General features: G+C 71.6%; 17 protein-coding genes. 8 read left to right on the top strand and 9 right to left on the bottom strand.

The window, feature by feature from the left end:
• Positions 1–47: 47 nt before the first annotated feature.
• Positions 48–2,276 carry an AAA family ATPase gene (locus DRB89_RS08235; protein WP_112446799.1) on the top strand — a complete coding sequence of 743 codons (2,229 nt, stop codon included), beginning with the start codon at positions 48–50 and terminating at the stop codon, positions 2,274–2,276.
• A 27-nt stretch (positions 2,277–2,303) separates the two neighbouring features.
• Here the strand turns inward: DRB89_RS08235 and rpsD are convergent, their stop codons facing one another.
• Positions 2,304–2,915 carry a 30S ribosomal protein S4 gene (gene rpsD, locus DRB89_RS08240; protein WP_112446798.1) on the bottom strand — a complete coding sequence of 204 codons (612 nt, stop codon included), beginning with the start codon at positions 2,913–2,915 and terminating at the stop codon, positions 2,304–2,306.
• A 55-nt stretch (positions 2,916–2,970) separates the two neighbouring features.
• On the opposite strand from rpsD, the gene DRB89_RS08245 reads away from it, so the two are divergent.
• On the top strand, positions 2,971–3,888 hold the full coding sequence (locus tag DRB89_RS08245) for a DUF2470 domain-containing protein (protein ID WP_112446797.1): 918 nt from the start codon (positions 2,971–2,973) through the stop codon (positions 3,886–3,888).
• On the opposite strand, the gene DRB89_RS08250 is transcribed toward DRB89_RS08245, so the two are convergent.
• The 3 genes from DRB89_RS08250 to DRB89_RS08260 all read right to left on the bottom strand — a co-directional run bounded on the left by DRB89_RS08250 (position 3,885) and on the right by DRB89_RS08260 (position 6,698).
• Positions 3,885–4,595: an HNH endonuclease family protein gene (locus DRB89_RS08250; protein ID WP_112446796.1), complete on the bottom strand. Its 711-nt coding sequence runs from the start codon at positions 4,593–4,595 to the stop codon at positions 3,885–3,887. The genes DRB89_RS08245 and DRB89_RS08250 overlap by 4 nt on opposite strands.
• 45 nt (positions 4,596–4,640) lie before the next feature.
• Positions 4,641–5,996, bottom strand: coding sequence for a replication-associated recombination protein A (locus DRB89_RS08255; protein ID WP_112446795.1), 1,356 nt, complete (start codon positions 5,994–5,996; stop codon positions 4,641–4,643).
• An 81-nt stretch (positions 5,997–6,077) separates the two neighbouring features.
• On the bottom strand, positions 6,078–6,698 hold the full coding sequence (locus tag DRB89_RS08260; RefSeq protein ID WP_112446794.1) for a vitamin K epoxide reductase family protein: 621 nt from the start codon (positions 6,696–6,698) through the stop codon (positions 6,078–6,080).
• Positions 6,699–6,835: 137 nt separating this feature from the next.
• Here DRB89_RS08260 and DRB89_RS08265 point away from each other — a divergent pair, with 137 nt between their 5' ends.
• Genes DRB89_RS08265 through DRB89_RS08280 form a run of 4 tightly spaced genes read left to right on the top strand, consistent with a single transcriptional unit; the run spans position 6,836 to position 10,392 of the window.
• Entirely contained in the window at positions 6,836–7,714 is an 879-nt protein-coding gene (locus tag DRB89_RS08265; protein ID WP_112453194.1) for an ABC transporter ATP-binding protein, read from the top strand.
• Entirely contained in the window at positions 7,711–8,556 is an 846-nt protein-coding gene (locus DRB89_RS08270; RefSeq protein ID WP_112446793.1) for an ABC transporter permease, read from the top strand. The genes DRB89_RS08265 and DRB89_RS08270 overlap by 4 nt, the downstream gene beginning before the upstream one ends.
• A complete protein-coding gene (locus tag DRB89_RS08275; protein ID WP_239516056.1) occupies positions 8,553–9,752 on the top strand; it encodes a sensor histidine kinase in 1,200 nt (399 codons plus the stop codon). The genes DRB89_RS08270 and DRB89_RS08275 overlap by 4 nt, the downstream gene beginning before the upstream one ends.
• Before the next feature lie 13 nt (positions 9,753–9,765).
• Entirely contained in the window at positions 9,766–10,392 is a 627-nt protein-coding gene (locus DRB89_RS08280) for a response regulator transcription factor (protein ID WP_112446791.1), read from the top strand.
• Positions 10,393–10,533: 141 nt separating this feature from the next.
• Here the strand turns inward: DRB89_RS08280 and hisS are convergent, their stop codons facing one another.
• Both hisS and DRB89_RS08290 read right to left on the bottom strand, forming a co-directional pair.
• Entirely contained in the window at positions 10,534–11,793 is a 1,260-nt protein-coding gene (gene hisS / locus DRB89_RS08285; RefSeq protein ID WP_112446790.1) for a histidine--tRNA ligase, read from the bottom strand.
• Between the two features lie 10 nt (positions 11,794–11,803).
• Entirely contained in the window at positions 11,804–12,535 is a 732-nt protein-coding gene (locus tag DRB89_RS08290) for an MBL fold metallo-hydrolase (RefSeq protein ID WP_112446789.1), read from the bottom strand.
• Between the two features lie 154 nt (positions 12,536–12,689).
• Between DRB89_RS08290 and DRB89_RS08295 the strand changes: the two genes are divergently transcribed.
• Both DRB89_RS08295 and DRB89_RS08300 read left to right on the top strand, forming a co-directional pair.
• Positions 12,690–13,472, top strand: coding sequence for a peptidylprolyl isomerase (locus DRB89_RS08295; RefSeq protein ID WP_112446788.1), 783 nt, complete (start codon positions 12,690–12,692; stop codon positions 13,470–13,472).
• Positions 13,473–13,682: 210 nt separating this feature from the next.
• Positions 13,683–14,912 carry a DUF349 domain-containing protein gene (locus tag DRB89_RS08300; protein WP_112446787.1) on the top strand — a complete coding sequence of 410 codons (1,230 nt, stop codon included), beginning with the start codon at positions 13,683–13,685 and terminating at the stop codon, positions 14,910–14,912.
• A 99-nt stretch (positions 14,913–15,011) separates the two neighbouring features.
• On the opposite strand, the gene DRB89_RS08305 is transcribed toward DRB89_RS08300, so the two are convergent.
• The 3 genes from DRB89_RS08305 to secF all read right to left on the bottom strand — a co-directional run bounded on the left by DRB89_RS08305 (position 15,012) and on the right by secF (position 19,281).
• Positions 15,012–17,444, bottom strand: coding sequence for a bifunctional (p)ppGpp synthetase/guanosine-3',5'-bis(diphosphate) 3'-pyrophosphohydrolase (locus tag DRB89_RS08305; protein WP_112446786.1), 2,433 nt, complete (start codon positions 17,442–17,444; stop codon positions 15,012–15,014).
• 230 nt (positions 17,445–17,674) lie between these two features.
• A complete protein-coding gene (locus DRB89_RS08310; RefSeq protein ID WP_112453193.1) occupies positions 17,675–18,223 on the bottom strand; it encodes an adenine phosphoribosyltransferase in 549 nt (182 codons plus the stop codon).
• Positions 18,224–18,225: 2 nt separating this feature from the next.
• A complete protein-coding gene (gene secF, locus DRB89_RS08315) occupies positions 18,226–19,281 on the bottom strand; it encodes a protein translocase subunit SecF (RefSeq protein ID WP_112446785.1) in 1,056 nt (351 codons plus the stop codon).
• Between the last annotated feature and the right edge of the window lie 2 nt (positions 19,282–19,283).

Below are 19,283 nucleotides of genomic sequence, written 5' to 3' on the forward strand. Positions count from 1 at the left end.
AGTCCGCCTTGTACGCAGAGCATCCGGACCAGTACCCTCCGTGTCCCATGCGACAGAGACCCATTCCCCGAAGGACGCCGGGCAATCTTCCCTCGGACCTGAGCGGCTTCGTCGGGCGGGGGGTCGAACTGGCCGAGCTGGAGCGACTGCTGGAGTCCTCGCGGCTGGTCACGGTGACCGGCGCGGGCGGGGTCGGCAAGTCCCGGCTGGTCCTGGCGGCGGCCCGGGCCGCGGCGGACGACAGGTCCGCGGACCCCGCGCAGGAACGCCACTGCGACGGCGTGTGGCTGGCCGAGCTGGCTTCCGTACGGGATCCGACGCTGCTGGAACTGACCATCGCGGAGGCCCTCGGGCTGACCGACCACACCGTCCGGCCGCCCCGCCAGGTGCTCGCCGAGCACCTGGCCGAACGGCGGCTGCTGCTGGTCCTGGACGGTTTCGAGCAACTGGTGGACGAGACCGCCGCCCTGGTACGGGACCTCCTACGCGGCTCCCCCGGCCTGCGCGTGCTCGCCGCCGGCCGGCGCCCGCTGACCCTCGACGGCGAGCTGTCCTGGCCGCTGGCCCCGCTGGACCCCGAGGAGGCCCTGGCCCTGCTGATCGAACGGGCCTCTGCGGCCGATCCCTCGTTCAGCCTGACGGAGGCGAACCGGGCGGTGCTGGCCGAGCTGTGCGCCCGGCTCGACGGCCTGCCCCTGGCTCTGGAGCTGGCGGCGGGCCGGATGCGCACGCTGTCCCCGGCGCAGGTGCTGTCCCGGCTGGAGGACCGCTTCGCCCTGCTGACGGGCGGCTCGCGCGGGGCGCTGCCCCGCCACCGGGCCCTGCGCACGGCGATCGGCTGGAGCCACGAGCTGTGCACCACCGCGGAGCGGCTGCTGTGGGCGCGGCTCTCGGTCTTCGCCGGGCAGTTCGACCTCGATGCCGCCGAGTACGTGTGCGCGGGCCCGGACCTGCCGGTGGAGTCGGTGCTGGACCTGGTCGGGGAGCTGCTGGGGCAGTCCCTGCTGGTCCGGGAGGAGACGGCCGCCGGGGTCCGCTACCGGATGCTGGAGACCGTACGGATCTACGGGGCGGGCTGGCTGGAGTCGACGGGCGACGCCGGGCGGCTGCGGCGCAGGCACCGGGACTGGTACATGGGCCTGGCGACCTGGTGCGAGCTGGACTGGTTCAGCCCGCGCCAGCAGGAGGTGGCCGCGCTGGTCGAGGCGGAGCTGGCGAACCTGCGGCTCGCGCTGGAGTGCTGCCTGGACGAGCCGGACGAGGTCCACCTCGGCCAGTACCTGGCGGGCACCCTCTGGTTCTACTGGGCGGGCTGCGGCCGGCTCACCGAGGGCCGGCACTGGCTGGACCGCTCCCTGGAGGCCGGACCCGGGCCGGGCGAGCCTTCGGAGTACGAGAGCTCGCGGCTGAAGGCGCTGTGGGTGCTCGGGTACGTCGCCGCCCTGCAGGGGGACTCGGTGGCCTCGATGAGCGCCCTGTACGAGTGCCGGGACGGGGCCGCGCAGAGCGGGAACCCGGTGGCGGCCGCGTACGCGGTGCACCGGTTGGGCTGCCTGGCGCTGGTCTCGGACGACATGGTGCGGGCCCGGGAGCTGCTGGGCTCGGCGCTGGAGCGCTACCGGGAGGCCGGCGAGCTGAACAGCAACGTGCTGATGTGCCAGGTGGAGCTGGCGATGGCGCTGGCCTTCCAGGGGGAGCAGGAGGGCGCGCTCTCGCTGTGCGAGGAGGTCCGGGACATCTGCGAGGAGCGCGGGGAGCGCTGGACGAAGGCGTACGCCCTGTACGTCCTGGCGTACGCGGCGCTGGACGCGGGGGGCACGGCCGAGGCGCGGCGGCTGCTGTCCGAGTGCGTGGCCGTCAACCACGCCTTCCGCGACCTGGTCGGGCTGGTGCTGGCGGTGGAGCTGCTGGCGCTGGTGACGGTGGCCGAGGGGCACCCGGCGGAGGCGGCGCTGCTCCAGGGGGCGGCGGAGCCGATGTGGGACGGGGTGGGGCTGCGGCTGTTCGGCTCGGGGTACTTCAACGCCCCGCGGCTGATGTGCCAGGAGCGGGCGGGCGAGCTGCTGGGCGCCGAGCGGTACGCGTCCTGCGCCCGGCACGGGCGGACGCTGGGGGTGGACGCGCTGGTGGAGCGGGCCCTGCGCGGGCCGGAGCCGGCACCCGCGCCGACGGGTCCGCTGCCGAGGCCGCGCGCCGCCGCCGACCGGCCGGCGACCCGCCCGGGGGCGGACAACAGGAAGCCCGCCGGCTCCCCCAAGGGGGAACCGGCGGGCTGACCAGCCTGTGAGGCTACGTCCGCTGGATCAGCGAGCGTAGTACTCGACGACGAGCTGCTCGTCGCAGATGACCGGGATTTCCTTGCGGTTCGGGTCGCGGTCCAGGCGGAAGGCCAGGGCCTTCAGGTTGACCTGCAGGTAACGGGGGGTCTCGCCCTCGCCTGCGTAGCCACCCTCACGGGCAACCTGGAACGGAACCTTCTCGCGGCTGCGCTCGCGCACCGTGATGACGTCGTCCGGGCGGACACGGAACGACGGCTTGTCGACCTTGTCGCCGTTGACCTCGATGTGGCCGTGAACGACCATCTGACGGCTCTGGTAGATGGTGCGGGCGATGCCCGAACGCAGGACCAGGGCGTCGAGGCGACGCTCGAGCTCGACGACCAGCGCCTCGCCCGTCTTGCCTTCGGCCTTCTTGGCGCGGTCGTACGCGCGGGCCATCTGACGCTCAGAGATGTCGTACTGAGCGCGCAGACGCTGCTTCTCCAGCAGACGAACCTTGTAGTCCGAGTTCTGCTTGCGGCCACGGCCGTGCTCGCCCGGCGGGTAGGGGCGGGCCTCGAAGTACTTGACGGCCTTCGGGGTCAGCGCAATGCCGAGGGCACGCGACTTCTTGACCTTGGGTCGCTTCTGGTTCACGTGGAACCTACCTCCATGTAAGTTAGGTGAGGCTTACCTTAGCGAGGAGGACGTAATGTCTCGACCACATGGGATCCCCCTGCCCAGTGCGCATCGAAGTTCAGATCCAAACGAAACAGGATCTGCTTTCGACGACGATTGGCAAGGTCAGCCGCGTCCCAGGGAAGGCGTTCGGCAGCTCACCGGAGCCGAACGCGTACGAACCCTCGTAGAGTCCAACGCCTCAGTATCCCTCACCCTGCCCGGTGCTCGTGACCAGGGAGAGTTCGGAACGGGGGCGCCGGCCGCAAGGACCGTCACCCCGGACGGGGACGTGATTCTCCTGGTATCAGGGGAATCCGCGGCTGCCAGGGCAGCCGCTCACGCCCAGGACGACGACCTCACCGCCGTGATCGAGATCACGGATGTGGCGCCGGTGTCCGTGCCCCATCGTATCCGAGGCCGAGCGTGGCTCGCCGGGTGGCTCACCCCGGTGCGCGGGGACGCCGACCGGGCGGCCTGCGCGGCCCTGCTGGCGGAGCGCCACCCGGTCGGCGAGCTCCTCGGGATGTCCGAAACCCTCGAGGGCCCGTCCGCTCTCCTCGAGGGCGGCGGCCGGCCCGCGTGGATGCTGCTGCGCCTGGAGGTCGGGGAGATCTCCGTCGACGACCTGTGGGGCGCCGAGCACGTGGAGCCCGAGCTGCTCGCCGCGGCCGAGCCCGACCCGATGACGGCGCACGAGACCGAGATCCTCCAGCACCTGGCCACCGCGCACGGCGACCGGCTGGCCGACCTGCGCGCGCTGCTCGGCACCCGGGAGGCGGCGGACCTGACGGCGGTCCCCCTCGCACTCGACCGCCTGGGCCTGCGGGTGCGCTTCACGCGCGGCGCGGGCACGGGCGCGGGGTCGGCCTTCGACGCCCGCTTCGACTTCCCCGAGCCGGTGGCCGACGTCTGCGAGCTGCGCCAGGCCATGCGCACACTGTTCGACTAGGGACAGGTGGCGAGCATTTCCTGCAGCGCCTGCTTCTCGGGCGGGGTCACGGACAGCCGGTACTTCACCTTGATGCCGGTGTAGCGCCGCGCGTACTCGCACCAGTAGGCCTTCTGCGGCGGCTTCCACTTGTCGGCGGTCTTGCTGCTCTTGTCGTAGTTGGTCTGCTTGTCCACCGCGAGCAGCACGTCGAGGTCGTTGGCGTACTCCAGCCTGCGCTGCGGGGTCCAGGCGTACGCGCCCCCGCGCCAGGCGGCGCCGAGGGCGACGACGTGGTCGGTTTGGATCTGCGAGGCGCGCCGGTAGAAATAGGGGAGCTCCTTGCCGGTGTACGGGTCGTGCAGCACCCCGGACAGGACGACGCAGGCGTTGCGGTCCCCCTCGCGCAGCTCCCGCAGGTCCCTGCGGAGCACGTCGTCCCGGGTGTCGCAGCCGTTGCGCCCGCCGACGGCGTCGGTCTCGTCGGACCAGTACCTGCCGAAGTTCTCTCGCTTGTACGTCTCCCAGTTCTTGCCCCACTCGACGGTGAGCCCGCCCAGCCCGGTCCTGGCGGTGGCGGCGTCCGGCGGAAACCCGGCGCTCGCGAGCGGCACCTGCGCGACGAGCGCGGCGGCGCTGGCGCGGGCCTTCCCGGCGTCCCCGTGGTGGCATCCGCCGAGCAGCAGCGCGGTGGCGGCGACGGCGACGAGCGGAGCGGGACGTCCCATGCGACGGAGCCTAGGCCCCTCCCCCGGGCCCGGCCCGCCGACACGTCAGGACCCGCCGCCCCGCAGGCGCTCGCGGACCTTCTCCACCACGTCCGCGTACCGCGCCTCGGCGCCGTAGCGCGTCGGCTCGTAGTACCGCTTGCCGTGCACCGCGTCCGGCGCGTACTGCTGCGCGGCGATCGCCCCGGGCACGTCGTGCGGGTAGACGTACCCCACCGCGTGGCCCAGCTTCGCCGCCCCCTTGTAGTGCCCGTCCCGCAGGTGAGCCGGAACGGAGCCGGCCAGCCCGGCCCGGACGTCCGCCAGCGCCGCACCGATCGCCGTCGTCGCGGTGTTGGACTTCGGGGCCAGCGCCAGCGCGATCGTCACGTGCGACAGGGTCAGCGCCGCCTCCGGGAAGCCGATCATCGCCACCGCCTGCGCGGCCGCCACCGCGAGCGGCAGGGCCGTCGGGTCGGCCAGCCCGATGTCCTCGCTCGCCGAGATCATCAGCCGCCGGGCGATGAACCGCGGGTCCTCCCCCGCCTCGATCATCCGTGCCAGGTAGTGCAGCGCCGCGTCCACGTCCGAGCCGCGGATCGACTTGATCAGTGCGCTCGCCACGTCGTAGTGCTGGTCGCCGTCCCGGTCGTACTTCACCGCCGCCCGGTCGACCGCCTCCTCCACCGTCTGGAGGGTGATCTCCGGCTCGCCCTTGGCGATCGCGGAACCGGCGCCCGCCTCGAGGGCCGTCAGGGCGCGCCGGGCGTCACCGCCCGCGATGCGCAGCAGGTGCGCCTCGGCGTCCTCCGGCAGGGTGACGGCCCCGCCCAGTCCGCGCTCCTCCGTCAGCGCCCGGTGCATCAGGGCGCTCAGGTCCTCGTCGGTCAGCGGTTCCAGCGTCAGCAGCAGGGACCGCGACAGCAGCGGGGAGATGATCGAGAAGTACGGGTTCTCCGTGGTCGCGGCGATCAGCGTGACCCAGCGGTTCTCCACGGCCGGGAGCAGGGAGTCCTGCTGCGCCTTGCTGAAGCGGTGGATCTCGTCGAGGAACAGGACGGTGTCCTTGCCGTAGCCGCCGGCCGCGCGCTTGGCGCCCTCGATGACGGCCCGTACCTCTTTCACGCCGGCGGTGATCGCGGACAGCTCGACGAACCGCTTCTTCGTCGCCTGGCTCACCACGTAGGCGAGCGTGGTCTTCCCGATGCCCGGCGGACCCCACAGGATCACCGAGGAGGCTCCGGCCGGACCGCCCGCCCCGTCCACGACGAGCCGGCGCAGCGGTGAGCCGGGCTTCAGCAGGTGCTGCTGGCCGACGACCTCGTCCAGGGTGCGCGGACGCATCCGGACGGCGAGCGGAGAACTGGAGGGGTCCTTCGCCTGTCGTTCTTCGGCTGCGGCGGTGAAGAGGTCTGGTTCCACACCGGAAGCCTATGCGAGCCCACTGACAGGACCGCCCGGGGCGGGATCCGCGAGGGGCCTCACAGGTGCCTCACAGGGGCCTCAGGAGGTCCAGAAGTCCCACCAGCGCGTCAGGATCAGCATCCCGATGATCCCGATGTGCAGGACGGGCAGCACCCAGGTGAACTCGTCGAAGAAGGCGCGCAGCCAGCCGGGGGCCCCCAGCAGGCGGCCCCGGACGTTGTGCGAGGTCACGTACCAGAACATGACGATGGTGGCGACCCACGCGAGGCAGCACCACAGGCACAGGGAGTTGATGTTGTACAGCGACTGGTACATCAGCCAGGTGCAGAAGCCGACGCCGAACAGCATCCCGGCGTTCAGGGTCAGCCAGTACCAGCGCGGGAAGCGGGCGCGGGCCAGCAGGCTCACGCCGACGCAGACGACGATGCCGTAGGCGACCAGGCCCAGCATCGGGTTGGGGAAGCCGAAGACGGCCGCCTGGTCGCTCTTCATGATGTTGCCGCAGGAGACGATCGGGTTGAGGCTGCAGCCCGGCGTGAAGTCCGGGTCCTCCAGCAGCTTGAACTTGTCGATCGTGATGACCCAGGCGGCGAGCAGTCCCGCGAGCCCTGTGATCACCAGCAGCAGGGCCAGCGCCCGGCTTCCGCCGACCGCCGTCCGCGGCTCCGCGGTGTCCGTGCCGGTCCCTCGTGTCGTCATCCCGCCCGCTCCACATCTGCAAGGTCAACAAGCACCGGCCATTGTGCCGTACGCGGCCCGCTGTCCACCGTTCGACGGACATAAGGACGTACGCACGGGGGAACCGGTGGACGCGCCCCCGGCACACCATGGGGGACATGACACGAAACGCGGTGGAAGTGCGGGGGCTCCGCAAGCAGTACGGCGGGGTCACCGCGGTGGACGGACTGGACCTGACGATCCGGCGGGGCGAGGTCTTCGGCCTCCTCGGGCCCAACGGCGCAGGCAAGAGCACGACCGTGGAAATACTCCAGGGGCACCGGGAGCGGGACGGCGGCGAGGTGTCCGTGCTCGGCGCGGACCCCGCCACCGGCGGGCGGGCCTGGCGCTCGCGCGTCGGCATCGTCTGGCAGGACGAGTCGGCGCCCGCCGAACTGACCGTACGGGAGACGGTCGAGCACTTCGCCCGCTACTACCCGGCGCCGCGCGATCCGGCCGAGGTCATCGCCCTCGTCGGCCTGGAGCACAAGCGCGGCCACCGGGTGAAGGGCCTCTCCGGCGGCCAGCGCCGGCGTCTGGACGTCGCGCTGGGCGTCATCGGCGACCCGGAGCTGCTGCTCCTCGACGAGCCGACGACCGGTTTCGACCCGGCGGCCCGGCGGCAGTTCTGGGACCTGATCCGCCTGCTGTCCGACGCCGGCACCACCATCGTGCTCACCACCCACTACCTGGAGGAGGCCGAGGCCCTCGCCGACCGGCTCGCGGTCATCGCCCGCGGCAAGGTCGTCGCCGAGGGCGATCCGGCCTCGCTGCGGGCCCGCCTGGGGACCGGGGCCACCGTCGAGTGGACCGACCGCGACGGCGGCACGCGCAGCACCCGTACCGACACGCCCACCCGTACGGTCGCCGAGCTGGCGGCCCGTTTCGACGGCGAGGTCCCGGACCTGAGGATCACCCGCCCCACCCTGGAGGACGTGTACCTGCGCCTCACGGGCCAGCTCGACCCGGGCACGACGCGGCAGGAGGAGTCCCGATGAGCACGGTGACCGGTACGAGCGTGCGCGGCGGCCGCGCCAAGGCCCTGCCCGGCGCCTGGTCGCTGGGGCTGAGCCGGGGCGCGCTGGAGATCAGGCAGTTCGCCCGCCAGCGCGACGCGGTGATCTTCACCTTCGCCTTCCCCATCGTCCTCCTCGCGCTGTTCGCCTCGATCTTCCGCGACGGCATGGAGGGCACCGGGGTCACCGCTTCCCAGATGTACGCGGCCGGCATGGTCGCCGCCGGCATCATGTCCACCAGCTTCCAGTCCCTCGGCATCTCGATCGCCGTCGAACGCGACGAGAAGGTGCTGCGCCGGCTGCGCGGCACGCCGATGCCGCCGGCGGCGTACTTCCTCGGCAAGGTCTGGCTGGTGCTGGTCACCGGGCTCGCCGAGACCGCGATCCTGTTGCTGGTCGGCTCCACCCTGTTCGACCTCGATCTGCCGGTGTCCGCCGCCAAGTGGCTGACCTTCGCCTGGATCTTCGCCCTCGGGCTGGCCGGCTGCGCCCTGCTCGGCATCGCGATCAGCAGCCTGCCCAAGTCCGGGAAGAGCGCCAGCTCGGTCGTGGTCCTGCCGTTCCTGATCCTGCAGTTCGTCTCCGGGGTCTTCATCCCGGTCCACCAGATCCCCGACTGGCTGCTGAACATCGGTGCGCTGTTCCCGCTCAAGTGGATGTGCCAGGGGCTGCGCGGGGTGTTCCTCCCGGAGTCCGCGGCCGTTCTCGAACAGGCCGGCGGCTGGGAGTATGGCAAGGTCGCCCTGGTCCTGGGCGCCTGGGTCGTCGGGGGGCTGGTCCTGTGTCTGCTGACCTTCAAGTGGAAGAACCGCCGCGACGGTTGAGCGGCCCCGCCCGGTTCCCCGGAGCGCGCGAGTCCCACGTCTGGGACCGCGCCTTCGGGCCGTGGGACCTCTACTTCGGGCTGGTGTGGGCCGCCACCGCGGCCTTCGTCCTCGGCGGCGACTTCCCGCCGCTCCCCCACCGGCTGGCCGCCGTGGCCCTGCTCGCGCTGCTCGTCCCCTGGTACGCGTGGGCCGGGCGCCCGCTGCTCCTGCTGGAGCCGGGCGCCCGGTACGGGCGGTCGGTGCGCTACCTGGCGGGGAACCTGGCGCTGTTCCTGCCGGCCTCCGCCCTCGCCGGCGAGGCCCGCCTGATCACCTTCGCGCTCGCCCCGCCCTGTTTCATGCTGCTGCCGCTGCGCCGGGCGGTGGCCGCGATGGGGATGGTGGCCCTGCTGCCCGTGGCCGGCTGGGCGCTGCTGTGGCGGCCGCCCGGGAACGAGGTGTTCGTGGGCGTCCTCGGCTCCGTCGTCACCTTCGCGTTCTCCGCGTTCTTCGGCGCCTGGATCATCCGCATCATCGAGCAGAGCCAGAACCGGGCCTCCCTGATCGCCGAACTCGACGCCACCCGGGAGGAGGTGGCCAGGCTCTCCGCCGAACGCGGCGCCCACACCGAGAGGGAACGCATGTCCCGGGAGATCCACGACACGCTCGCGCAGGGCTTCACCAGTCTCCTGATGCTGGTGCAGGCCGTGCAGTCGGAGCTGGACACCGATCCGGCGCAGGCGCGCCGCCACCTGGACCTGATGGCCGCCACCGCCCGGCAGAACCTGGCGGAGGCCCGCGCCCTGGTCACCGGCGGCGCACCCGCCGATCTGGACGGCGGCTCGCTGCCGGACGCCGTACGCCGCCTCGCGGCCCGGCACGACCCGCCTGCGGCCGTGTCGGTGACGGGGGACGTCCGTCCGCTGGCCCCGGCCCTGGAGGTCGTGGCCCTGCGCACCTGTCAGGAATCCCTCTCGAACGCGGCCAAGCACGCGGGCCCGCAGGCACGTTGCGCGGTGTCCCTGGCCTACGGCGGCTCCGAGCTGACCGTCACTGTCCGGGACACCGGGCGGGGCTTCGACCCGGCGGCCCCCGCACCGGGCTACGGCCTGCGGGGCCTGCGCGCCCGCGCGGCGGAGGCCGGCGGGACGGCGGCGATCGACAGCACGGCCTCGACCGGTACCACCGTCACCGTCACCCTCCCGATCCGCTGAGGAGCCGTACGACATGATCCGCATCCTGCTGGCCGACGACCACCCCGTGGTGCGGGAGGGCCTGCGCGGCATGCTCAGCGCCGAGCCGGACCTGGAGGTCGTCGCGGAGGCCTCGAACGGCCCGCAGGCGGAGGCGCTGGCCGCGCGGCTGCTCCCCGACCTGGACCTGATCCTGATGGACCTGCGGATGCCGGGCGGCGACGGCGTCGAATCGATCGCCCGCATCTGCGCGGCCGGGCTGCCGGTCCGCGTGGTGGTCCTGACCACGTACGAGGACGACCGGGACATCCTGCGCGCGGTGGAGGCGGGAGCGGCGGGCTATCTGCTGAAGGACATGGCGCGGGCGGAGCTGACGGCCGCGATCCGGGCGGCCGTGCGCGGCGAGACGGTCCTCGCCCCGACGGTGGCGGGCCGCCTGGTGGACCAGCTCCGCACCCGCCCGTCGCTGCCGCGGCTCTCCGACCGGGAGGTGGCGGTGCTCCGCCTGGTCGCGGAGGGCTCGACCAATGCCGAGATCGGCCGCCGGCTGTTCGTGGCGGAGTCGACGGTCAAGACCCACATGCTCCGCATCTTCGGCAAACTGGAGGTCACGGACCGCACGGCCGCCGTGACCACGGCCATGCGGCACGGCTTGCTGTGACTGCGGCCGCTGCGCGGGCCTTCCCCCACCCCGCCCCTTCCCGAAACCGGGGCTCCGCCCCGGGAAACGGCGAAAGGGCGGGGCGGGGAGAGCTCCGCGCAGCGGGTCCCCCGGCCCCGCCCCACCAGGCGGCAGCGTCCGTCAGGCCAGGCGCGCCTGGACCGTGGCGACCACGTCGGCCAGTGCCACCGGCGTCTGCTCCCCGGACTCCATGTCCTTCAGCTGGACCACGCCCTCTTCGAGGTCGCGGTCGCCCGCGACCACCGCGAACCGCGCCCCGCTGCGGTTCGCGTCCTTCATCGCACCCTTGAGGCCCTTGCCCCCGTACGAGATGTCCGCGGCGACACCGGCCCGCCGCAACTCGGTCACCAGACCGAACAGCACCGGCTTCGCCCCGCCCAGCGCCACCGCGAAGACGGAGGTCGCCGACGGGATGTCCAGCTCGATGCCCTCGGCCTCGAGCGCCAGCACCGTACGGTCCACGCCGAGCGCCCAGCCGACCGACGGCAGCGCCGGTCCGCCGATCATCTCGGAGAGGCCGTCGTAGCGGCCGCCGCCGCCGACCGCCGACTGCGAGCCCAGGCCGTCGTGGACGAACTCGAAGGTGGTCCGCGTGTAGTAGTCCAGCCCGCGGACCAGCTTCTCGTCGTCCTCGAAGGCGACCCCGGCCGCCGTCACCAGCGCCCGCACCTCCTCGTGGTACGCCTTGCACGCGTCGCAGAGGTAGTCGCGCAGCATCGGCGCGCCGACCAGCTGCTTCTGTACGTCGTCCCGCTTGTCGTCGAGGACGCGCAGCGGGTTGATCTCGGCACGGCGGACGGTGTCCTCGTCCAGGTCCAGCCCGCGCAGGAAGGACTGCAGGGCCTCCCGGTACACCGGGCGGCACTCCTTGTCGCCCAGCGAGTTCAGCAGGATCCGGAAGTCGCGCAGGCCCAGCGAGCGGTACGCCTGGTCGGCCAGGATGATCAGCTCGGCGTCCAGCGCCGGGTCCTCGGCGCCGATCGCCTCGGCGCCGACCTGGGAGAAGTGGCGGTAGCGGCCCTTCTGCGCCCGCTCGTAGCGGTAGTACGAGCCGGAGTACCAGAGCTTGACGGGCAGGCCGCCGAGCTTGTGCAGGTTGCCCTGGAGCGCCGCGCGCAGCACGGACGCGGTGCCTTCGGGACGCAGGGCGAGCTCGTCGCCGCCCTTCGTCGTGAGGGTGTACATCTCCTTGCTGACGATGTCGGTGGACTCGCCGACACCGCGCGAGAACAGCTCGACGTTCTCGAAGCCGGGGGTCTCGATGTACCCGTAGCCGGAGTTCTTCAGGGGCGCCGAGATCGCCTCGCGCACCGCCAGGAAGGTGGCGGAGCGGGGCGGCAGCAGGTCGTACGTGCCCTTGGGGGCCTGAAAAGTACTCACGAAACTCTCGTCACATTCCTCGTCGTGGAGCGGCTGTCGGATCCGCTGCCAGGCCGGCCGCGACCTCCCGCAGGTACGGGTTGGTCGCGCGCTCTCGGCCGATGGTGGTCTGGGGACCGTGGCCGGACAGCACCACGGTCGAGTCGTCGAGCGGCAGGCACACGCGGCCCAGCGACTCGAGGATCTCGGCGTGGGAGCCGCCGGGCAGGTCGGTGCGTCCGATGGAGCCGGCGAAGAGCAGGTCGCCCGAGAAGAAGACCGGCGGGCACCCTTGATCTTGTGGAGTGGCAGCCAGCTCGGGCATCCGGAAGGTCACCGACCCCCTGGTATGGCCGGGGGCGTGCGCCACCGAGAAGTCCATCCCCGCCAGCTTCAGGCCCGCGCCGTCGGTGAGCTCGCGGACGTCGTCCGGCTCCCCCACGGTCAGCTCGCCCATGAGCGGCATCCCGATGGAGCGGCCGAGCGCCTTCTCCGGGTCGCTCATCATGAAGCGGTCCTCGGGGTGGATCCAGGCCGGTACGTCGTGCGCTCCGCACACCGGGACCACCGAGGCCACGTGGTCGATGTGGCCATGGGTCAGGACGACCGCGACGGGCTTGAGCCGGTGCTTCCTCAGCGTCTCCTCGACACCCCGGGTGGCCTGGTGGCCGGGGTCGATGATGACGCACTCCTCACCGGCGGCGGGGGCGACCACGTAACAGTTGGTCCCCCAGGCCCCGGCGGGGAATCCGGCAATCAGCACGTTCGTCCTCAATCGTCGTCCGGGTGGGAGGCTGCAGATCGGAATGCTGCTGCTCAGAGCCTACCGGCGCCGCTCATTACACAGCGAACCCATATACGGTACGGCCTAACCCAGCCCGGACAGTGGTACCAGACACGCACAAGGAGACGACCCGGTGGTCACGAACGATCAGCGGCGGCGCCAGCTCGCCAGGGAGAAGTACGAACGCCAGCAGAAGCGGCGTGCCGAGGCACGGCAGAAGTCGCGCAGGCGCGCGGCCGTGATCGGCGCGGCGGTGGCCGTGGTGGTCGCCGCGCTGGTCGGCCTGGTGGTCGGCGGCGTCTTCGACAAGGACAAGAAGGACGAGGCGGCCGACCCGGCCGCGAACCCGTCGGCCTCGCCGACGCCCCAGCAGTCCCCCTCGCCGGCGATGGCGATCGACGCCAAGGCGAAGTACACCTTCGACCTGAAGACCAGCGCGGGCGACGTCACGTTCGAAATGGACGCGGCGAAGACCCCGCAGACGGTCAACTCGTTCAAGTCGCTCGCCGACAAGAACTTCTTCGACAAGACCAAGTGCCACCGCCTGACGACGAGCGGGATCTTCGTCCTGCAGTGCGGTGACCCGCAGGGCACCGGCACGGGCGGCCCGGGCTACACGATCGCGGACGAGAACCTCGAGTCCCTCGGCAAGCCCAACGAGCAGGGCCAGGTGGTCTACCCGGCGGGCACGGTGGCGATGGCCAACACCGGCCAGCCCGGCTCGGGCGGCAGCCAGTTCTTCCTGGTGTACAAGGACAGCCCTCTGACGCCTTCGTACACCCCGTTCGGCAAGATCGACGCGGCCGGCCTGAAGGTGCTCGAAGAAGTGGCCAAGGCCGGTACGGCCGACGGCGGCCAGGACGGGGCCCCCAAGACCCCCGTGACCATCGAGAAGGGCACCGTCACCCAGAACTGACCAGGACCGGGCGCCCCGGGCCCGGGCTGTCCCCTCGATTTCTTCGACGGCGCTCTGGTACGGCGATATTCCGTCGTGCTGGATGCGGACAGCCGGCCCGGCGGTCGCCTATGTTGGCGTTGTGCAGGGCGGGCGCGGCCCGCCCCCAGGAAACTGTGGACGATGCCCAGGGGGTGAACCCCTCGCAAGGCATCAGGTGGAGGAGGCGCTGTGAGCAGCGACCCGTGGGGCCGAGTCGACGAGACCGGCACCGTGTACGTGCGTACTGCCGATGGCGAGAAGGTCGTCGGCTCGTGGCAGGCCGGCACCCCGGAGGAGGCCCTGGCCTACTTCGAGCGCAAGTACGAGGGCCTGGTGGTCGAGATCGGCCTCCTCGAACGACGGGTGCGGACCACCGATCTGCCCGCCAAGGACGCCCAGACGGCCATCGAGCACCTGCGCACGCAGGTGGACGAGCACCACGCCGTCGGCGACCTCGACGCGCTGCGCGTCCGGCTGGACAAGCTGGTGTCGACCGTGGACTCGCGGCGCGAGGAGCGCAAGGTCCAGAAGGCCAAGCAGACGGACGAGGCCCGTACGGCCAAGGACGCGCTGGTCGTCGAGGCCGAGCAGCTGGCGCAGAGCGACCAGTGGCGCAGCGCCGGTGAGCGGCTGCGGGCGCTGGTGGACATCTGGAAGGGTCTGCCCCGCCTGGACCGCAAGTCGGACGACGAGCTGTGGCACCGCTTCTCGCACGCCCGCTCCGCCTTCTCCAAGCGCCGCAAGGCCCACTTCGCCTCGCTCGACGCGCAGCGCGAGGACGCCCGCAAGGTCAAGGAGAAGCTGGTCGCGGAGGCCGAGGCGCTGTCGAAGTCGGCCGACTGGGGTCCGACCGCCGCCCGCTACCGCGAGCTGATGGAGAGCTGGAAGGCCGCGGGCCGCGCGCAGCGCGAGTCCGAGGACGACCTGTGGAACCGTTTCCGCGGTGCGCAGGACGTCTTCTTCGCGGCGCGCAGCGAGGTGTTCGCGGAGCGCGACGCCGAGCAGGTGGAGAACCTGAAGCTGAAGGAGGAGCTGGCCGACGAGGCCGAGAAGCTCGTCCCGGTCACGGACCTGAAGGCGGCCCGTGCCGCCTTCCGCTCCCTGAACGAGCGCTGGGAGGCCATCGGCCACGTACCGCGGGACGCGCGTCCCAAGGTCGAGGGCCGGATGCACTCCGTCGAGCGGGCCATCCAGGAGACCGAGGAAGGCGAGTGGCGCCGCACCAACCCGGAGGCGCGGGCCCGTGCCGCCGGCCTGACGGGTCAGCTGCAGGCGGCGGTGGACAAGCTGCGCGGCCAGATCGACGCCGCGCGCGCGACGGGCAACAACGCGAAGGCCGACAAGCTGTCCCGGGAGCTGGAGGGCCGTCAGGCCCTGCTGGACCAGGCGCTGAAGGGTCTCGAGGAGTTCGGCGGCTGATTCGGGGCCGCCCCCGCACGTACGAGGGCCCCGGTACGGATCTTCCGTACCGGGGCCCTCGCGCGTGCGCACGGTGTTCCGGCGGCGTGCGGTGTGCGGCTACGGCCTGCGGGCCGAGGTGACCCGGTAGACGTCGTAGACGCCCTCGACGCCCCGGACGGCCTTCAGGACGTGTCCCAGGTGCTTCGGGTCGCCCATCTCGAAGGTGAACCGGGAGGTGGCCACCCGGTCGCGGGAGGTCTGCACGGCCGCCGAGAGGATGTTGACGTGCTGGTCGGACAGGACGCGCGTGACGTCCGACAGCAGCCGGGACCGGTCCAGTGCCTCGACCTGGATGGCGACCAGGAAGACGGAGGACTGGGTGGGGGCCCATTCGACCTCGAGCATCCGCTCGGGCTCCTGGGAGAGGGAGTCCACGTTGACGCAGTCCGCGCGGTGGACCGATACACCGCTGCCGCGCGTGACGAACCCGACGATCGGGTCGCCCGGCACCGGGGTGCAGCAGCGGGCCAGCTTGACCCACACGTCTTCGACGCCCTTGACGACCACGCCCGGGTCGGCGTTGCCGCGTCGCGAGCTGCGGCCGCGGGCCGGCGGGATGGTGTCCTCGATGTCCTCGTTGGCCGCGTCCTCGCCGCCGAGGGCCTGGACCAGCTTCTGGACGACGTTCTGCGCGGTGACGTGGCCCTCGCCGATCGCCGCGTAGAGCGAGGAGATGTCGGGGTAGCGCATCTCGTGCGCGAGCGTGACGAGCGAGTCGCCGGTCAGGATGCGCTGGATCGGCAGGTTCTGCTTGCGCATGGCCCGCGCGATGGCGTCCTTGCCGTGCTCGATGGCCTCGTCGCGGCGCTCCTTGGAGAACCAGCCGCGGATCTTGTTCCGGGCTCTCGGGGACTTGACGAAGCCGAGCCAGTCGCGGGACGGTCCGGCGCCTTCGGCCTTGGAGGTGAAGACCTCGACCAGGTCGCCGTTGTCGAGGGTCGATTCGAGCGGGACGAGCCGCCCGTTGACCCGTGCCCCTATGGTCCGGTGGCCGACCTCGGTGTGGACGGCGTACGCGAAGTCCACGGGGGTGGCTCCGGCCGGCAGCGCTATGACGTCGCCCTTGGGCGTGAAGACGAAGACCTCGTTGCGCGAGAGGTCGAAGCGCAGCGAGTCGAGGAACTCGCTCGGGTCCTCGGTCTCCTTCTGCCAGTCGAGCAGCTGGCGCAGCCAGGCCATGTCGTTGACCGTGTCGTGGCCGGCGCTGCCCTTGGCGGCCTGCGGCACGTCGGTGCGCACCTTCGAGGTGCCGGCGACGGTCTGCTGCTTGTACTTCCAGTGCGCGGCGATGCCGTACTCGGCGCGGCGGTGCATGTCGAAGGTGCGGATCTGGAGCTCGACCGGCTTGCCGCTGGGTCCGATGACCGTCGTGTGGAGCGACTGGTACATGTTGAACTTGGGCATCGCGATGTAGTCCTTGAACCGGCCGGGGACCGGATTCCATCGCGCGTGCACGGTGCCGAGGGCGGCGTAGCAGTCCCGGACGGTGTCGACGAGCACCCGGATGCCGACCAGGTCGTAGATCTCGGCGAAGTCGCGGCCGCGCACGATCATCTTCTGGTAGACGCTGTAGTAGTGCTTGGGGCGCCCGGTGACGGTGGCCTTGATGCGGGCGGCCCGCAGGTCGGCCATCACCTCGTCGGTGACGACGGTGAGGTACTCGTCGCGCTTCGGCGCCCGCTCGGCCACCAGGCGCACGATCTCGTCGTACATCTTGGGGTAGAGGATCGCGAAGGCGAGGTCCTCCAGCTCCCACTTGATGGTGTTCATGCCCAGGCGGTGCGCCAGCGGGGCGTAGATCTCGAGGGTCTCGCGGGCCTTCTTCTCCTGCTTCTCCCGCTTGAGGTAGCGCATGGTGCGCATGTTGTGCAGGCGGTCGGCGAGCTTGATGACCAGGACCCGGGGGTCCTTGGCCATGGCGACGACCATCTTGCGGACCGTCTCGGCCTGGGCCGCCTCGCCGAACTTGACCCGGTCGAGCTTGGTGACGCCGTCGACGAGCAGGGTGACCGCGTCGCCGAAGTCGCGCCGCAGGTCCTCCAGCCCGTACTCGGTGTCCTCGACGGTGTCGTGCAGCAGCCCCGCCATCAGGGTGGCCGGGTCCATGCCCAGCTCGGCGAGGATCGTCGTCACCGCGAGCGGGTGGGTGATGTACGGGTCGCCGCTCTTGCGCTTCTGGCCGCGGTGCCAGCGCTCGGCGACCTGGTAGGCCTGCTCGATCTGGCGCAGCGTCGACGTCTCGATCTTCGGGTCGTTGCTGCGGACTATGCGGAGCAGCGGTTCGAGGACCGGGTTGTACGGGTTGGTGCGCTGGACGCCGAGGCGGGCCAGCCGAGCGCGTACCCGGTTGGAGGACCCGGCCGACTTCGCGGGCGCGGGCTTGACCGGCGGGGCCGGCGGGGCCGACGGGGGCGTGGCGGCGGGCGCCGCGGCCGGCTCGGCCTGCGGGTCGGGCTGCGCGGCGGAGATTGGCTGGACCTCGTCTGGCAAGAGCGCTCCTCTGGGAGTCCCCCCGGACGGAGTCCGGGGGAGGATCCGGTGGCCCCGGTCAGGTCCGGACAACCCATGGTAGCGAGGGTTGCGGCACGCCGTTCCCCGAGCCTGCGCGACGGGTGCGGGTCCGCTCCCGGCGGCTCCGCCCCGGCCCCGGCAACGGCGCCGCACGCAGAAGCGGCGGGCACCCGGGTGTCCCGGGTGCCCGCCGCTTCACGCGAACGGGGTCAGACCACGATCAGTGCGTCCAGCGGGGCATCGCCCAACAGGGGCGCCAGCCGCTCGCGCCCCGGCAGGAACGACAGCTCCATCAGGACCGCCACGCCCGCGACCTCCGCACCCGCCCGCCGGATCAGCTCCAGCGAGGCCCCCGCGGTACCGCCGGTGGCCAGCACGTCGTCGATGACCATGACCCGGTCCCCGGCGTCCAGCGCCTCCGCGTGGATCTCGATCTCCGCCGACCCGTACTCCAGGTCGTAGGACTGCAGGAGCGTCGCCCCCGGCAGCTTCCCGGCCTTGCGCACCGGCACGAAGCCGATGCCCGCCTGGACGGCCACCGGAGCCGCCAGGATGAACCCCCGCGCCTCCAGTCCGACGATCTTCGTCGCTCCGTACGCCCGCGCCAGCTCCACCAGCGCGTCCGTCAGGGCGCCGAACGCCTTCGGGTCGGCCAGCAGCGGGGTGATGTCCTTGAACATCACGCCCGGCTTCGGGTAGTCCGCCACGTCCGTGATCCGGCTGAGCAGCAGGTCGCGTACGTCGGGAGACAGCTCCACGGTCACCGGCGCCGTCCCGAACGGCCCTGGGCCACCACCTGCGGCCCGTCCTCGTTCTCGACGCCGTCCTCGGGCGCCCCGCCCTTGGCGTCGCCGGCCGCCCGCTTCGCGAGCACCCGCTTCTTCAGCGCCTTCATCGCCGGCTCGCGCTCCTTCAGGTCCACGACCAGCGGGGTCGCGATGAAGATCGACGAGTAGGCGCCGGCCGCGAGGCCGACGAACAGCGACAGCGAGATGTCGTTCAGCATGCCGGCGCCCAGGAAGCCGCCGCCGATGAAGAGCAGCGCGCCGACGGGGAGCAGCGCCACGACGGTGGTGTTGATCGAGCGGACCAGCGTGCCGTTGATGCTGCGGTTGGCGACCTCGCTGTACGTCCAGCGGGTCTGCTTGGTGATGTCCTTCGAGCCCTCCTTGAGACCGTCGAAGACGACGACGGTGTCGTAGAGGGAGTAACCGAGGATGGTCAGCAGGCCGATGACCGTACCCGGGGTGACCTCGAAGCCGACCAGCGCGTAGACGCCGACCGTGATCGTGAGGTCGTGGATCAGCGCGATCAGGGCCGCGATCGCCATCCGCCACTCGAAGGCGATGGCCAGGTAGATCACCACGAGGACCATGAAGACGCCGAGGCCGGTCCAGGCCTTGTTGGCGATCTGCTCGCCCCAGCTGGGGCCGACCAGGTCCGCGTTGATCTGGCCCGCGTCGACCTTGAAGTCGGCGGCGAGCTTCGTCTTCACCTCGGCGGCGGAGTCGGTGTCCAGATCGGAGATCTGGATGCGCAGGCCGCCGGTGCCGAGCTTCTGGACGATCGCGTCGTGGCCGGAGGCCTTCTCCGCGTCCTCGCGGGCCCGGGTCTCCGAGACGGAGGTCTTCGGGGTGGTGAAGACGGCACCGCCCTTGAACTCGATGCCCATGTTGAGGCCGGACACGGCCACGGCCACGATCGCCGTGATGGTGATCAGGATGGAAACGCCGTACCAGACGAAGCGCTTGCCGACGAAGTCGTAGCCGACCTCACCCCGGTACAGCTTGGCGCCGAGATCTCCGAGCTTCGACATCT

Origin of the sequence: Streptomyces sp. ICC4, assembly GCF_003287915.1 — a bacterium.
Classification (GTDB): Bacteria; Actinomycetota; Actinomycetes; order Streptomycetales; family Streptomycetaceae; genus Streptomyces; species Streptomyces tritrimontium.

What these genes read in the sequence shown, in the direction of transcription:
- DRB89_RS08270 (WP_112446793.1), top strand. Translation starts at nt 7,711, where the DNA reads ATGAGCACGGTGACCGGTACGAGCGTGCGCGGCGGCCGCGCCAAGGCC.
- DRB89_RS08235 (WP_112446799.1), top strand. Translation starts at nt 48, where the DNA reads ATGCGACAGAGACCCATTCCCCGAAGGACGCCGGGCAATCTTCCCTCG.
- DRB89_RS08260 (WP_112446794.1), bottom strand. Translation starts at nt 6,698, where the DNA reads ATGACGACACGAGGGACCGGCACGGACACCGCGGAGCCGCGGACGGCG.
- DRB89_RS08280 (WP_112446791.1), top strand. Translation starts at nt 9,766, where the DNA reads ATGATCCGCATCCTGCTGGCCGACGACCACCCCGTGGTGCGGGAGGGC.
- DRB89_RS08245 (WP_112446797.1), top strand. Translation starts at nt 2,971, where the DNA reads ATGTCTCGACCACATGGGATCCCCCTGCCCAGTGCGCATCGAAGTTCA.
- DRB89_RS08250 (WP_112446796.1), bottom strand. Translation starts at nt 4,595, where the DNA reads ATGGGACGTCCCGCTCCGCTCGTCGCCGTCGCCGCCACCGCGCTGCTG.
- secF (WP_112446785.1), bottom strand. Translation starts at nt 19,281, where the DNA reads ATGTCGAAGCTCGGAGATCTCGGCGCCAAGCTGTACCGGGGTGAGGTC.
- DRB89_RS08265 (WP_112453194.1), top strand. Translation starts at nt 6,836, where the DNA reads ATGACACGAAACGCGGTGGAAGTGCGGGGGCTCCGCAAGCAGTACGGC.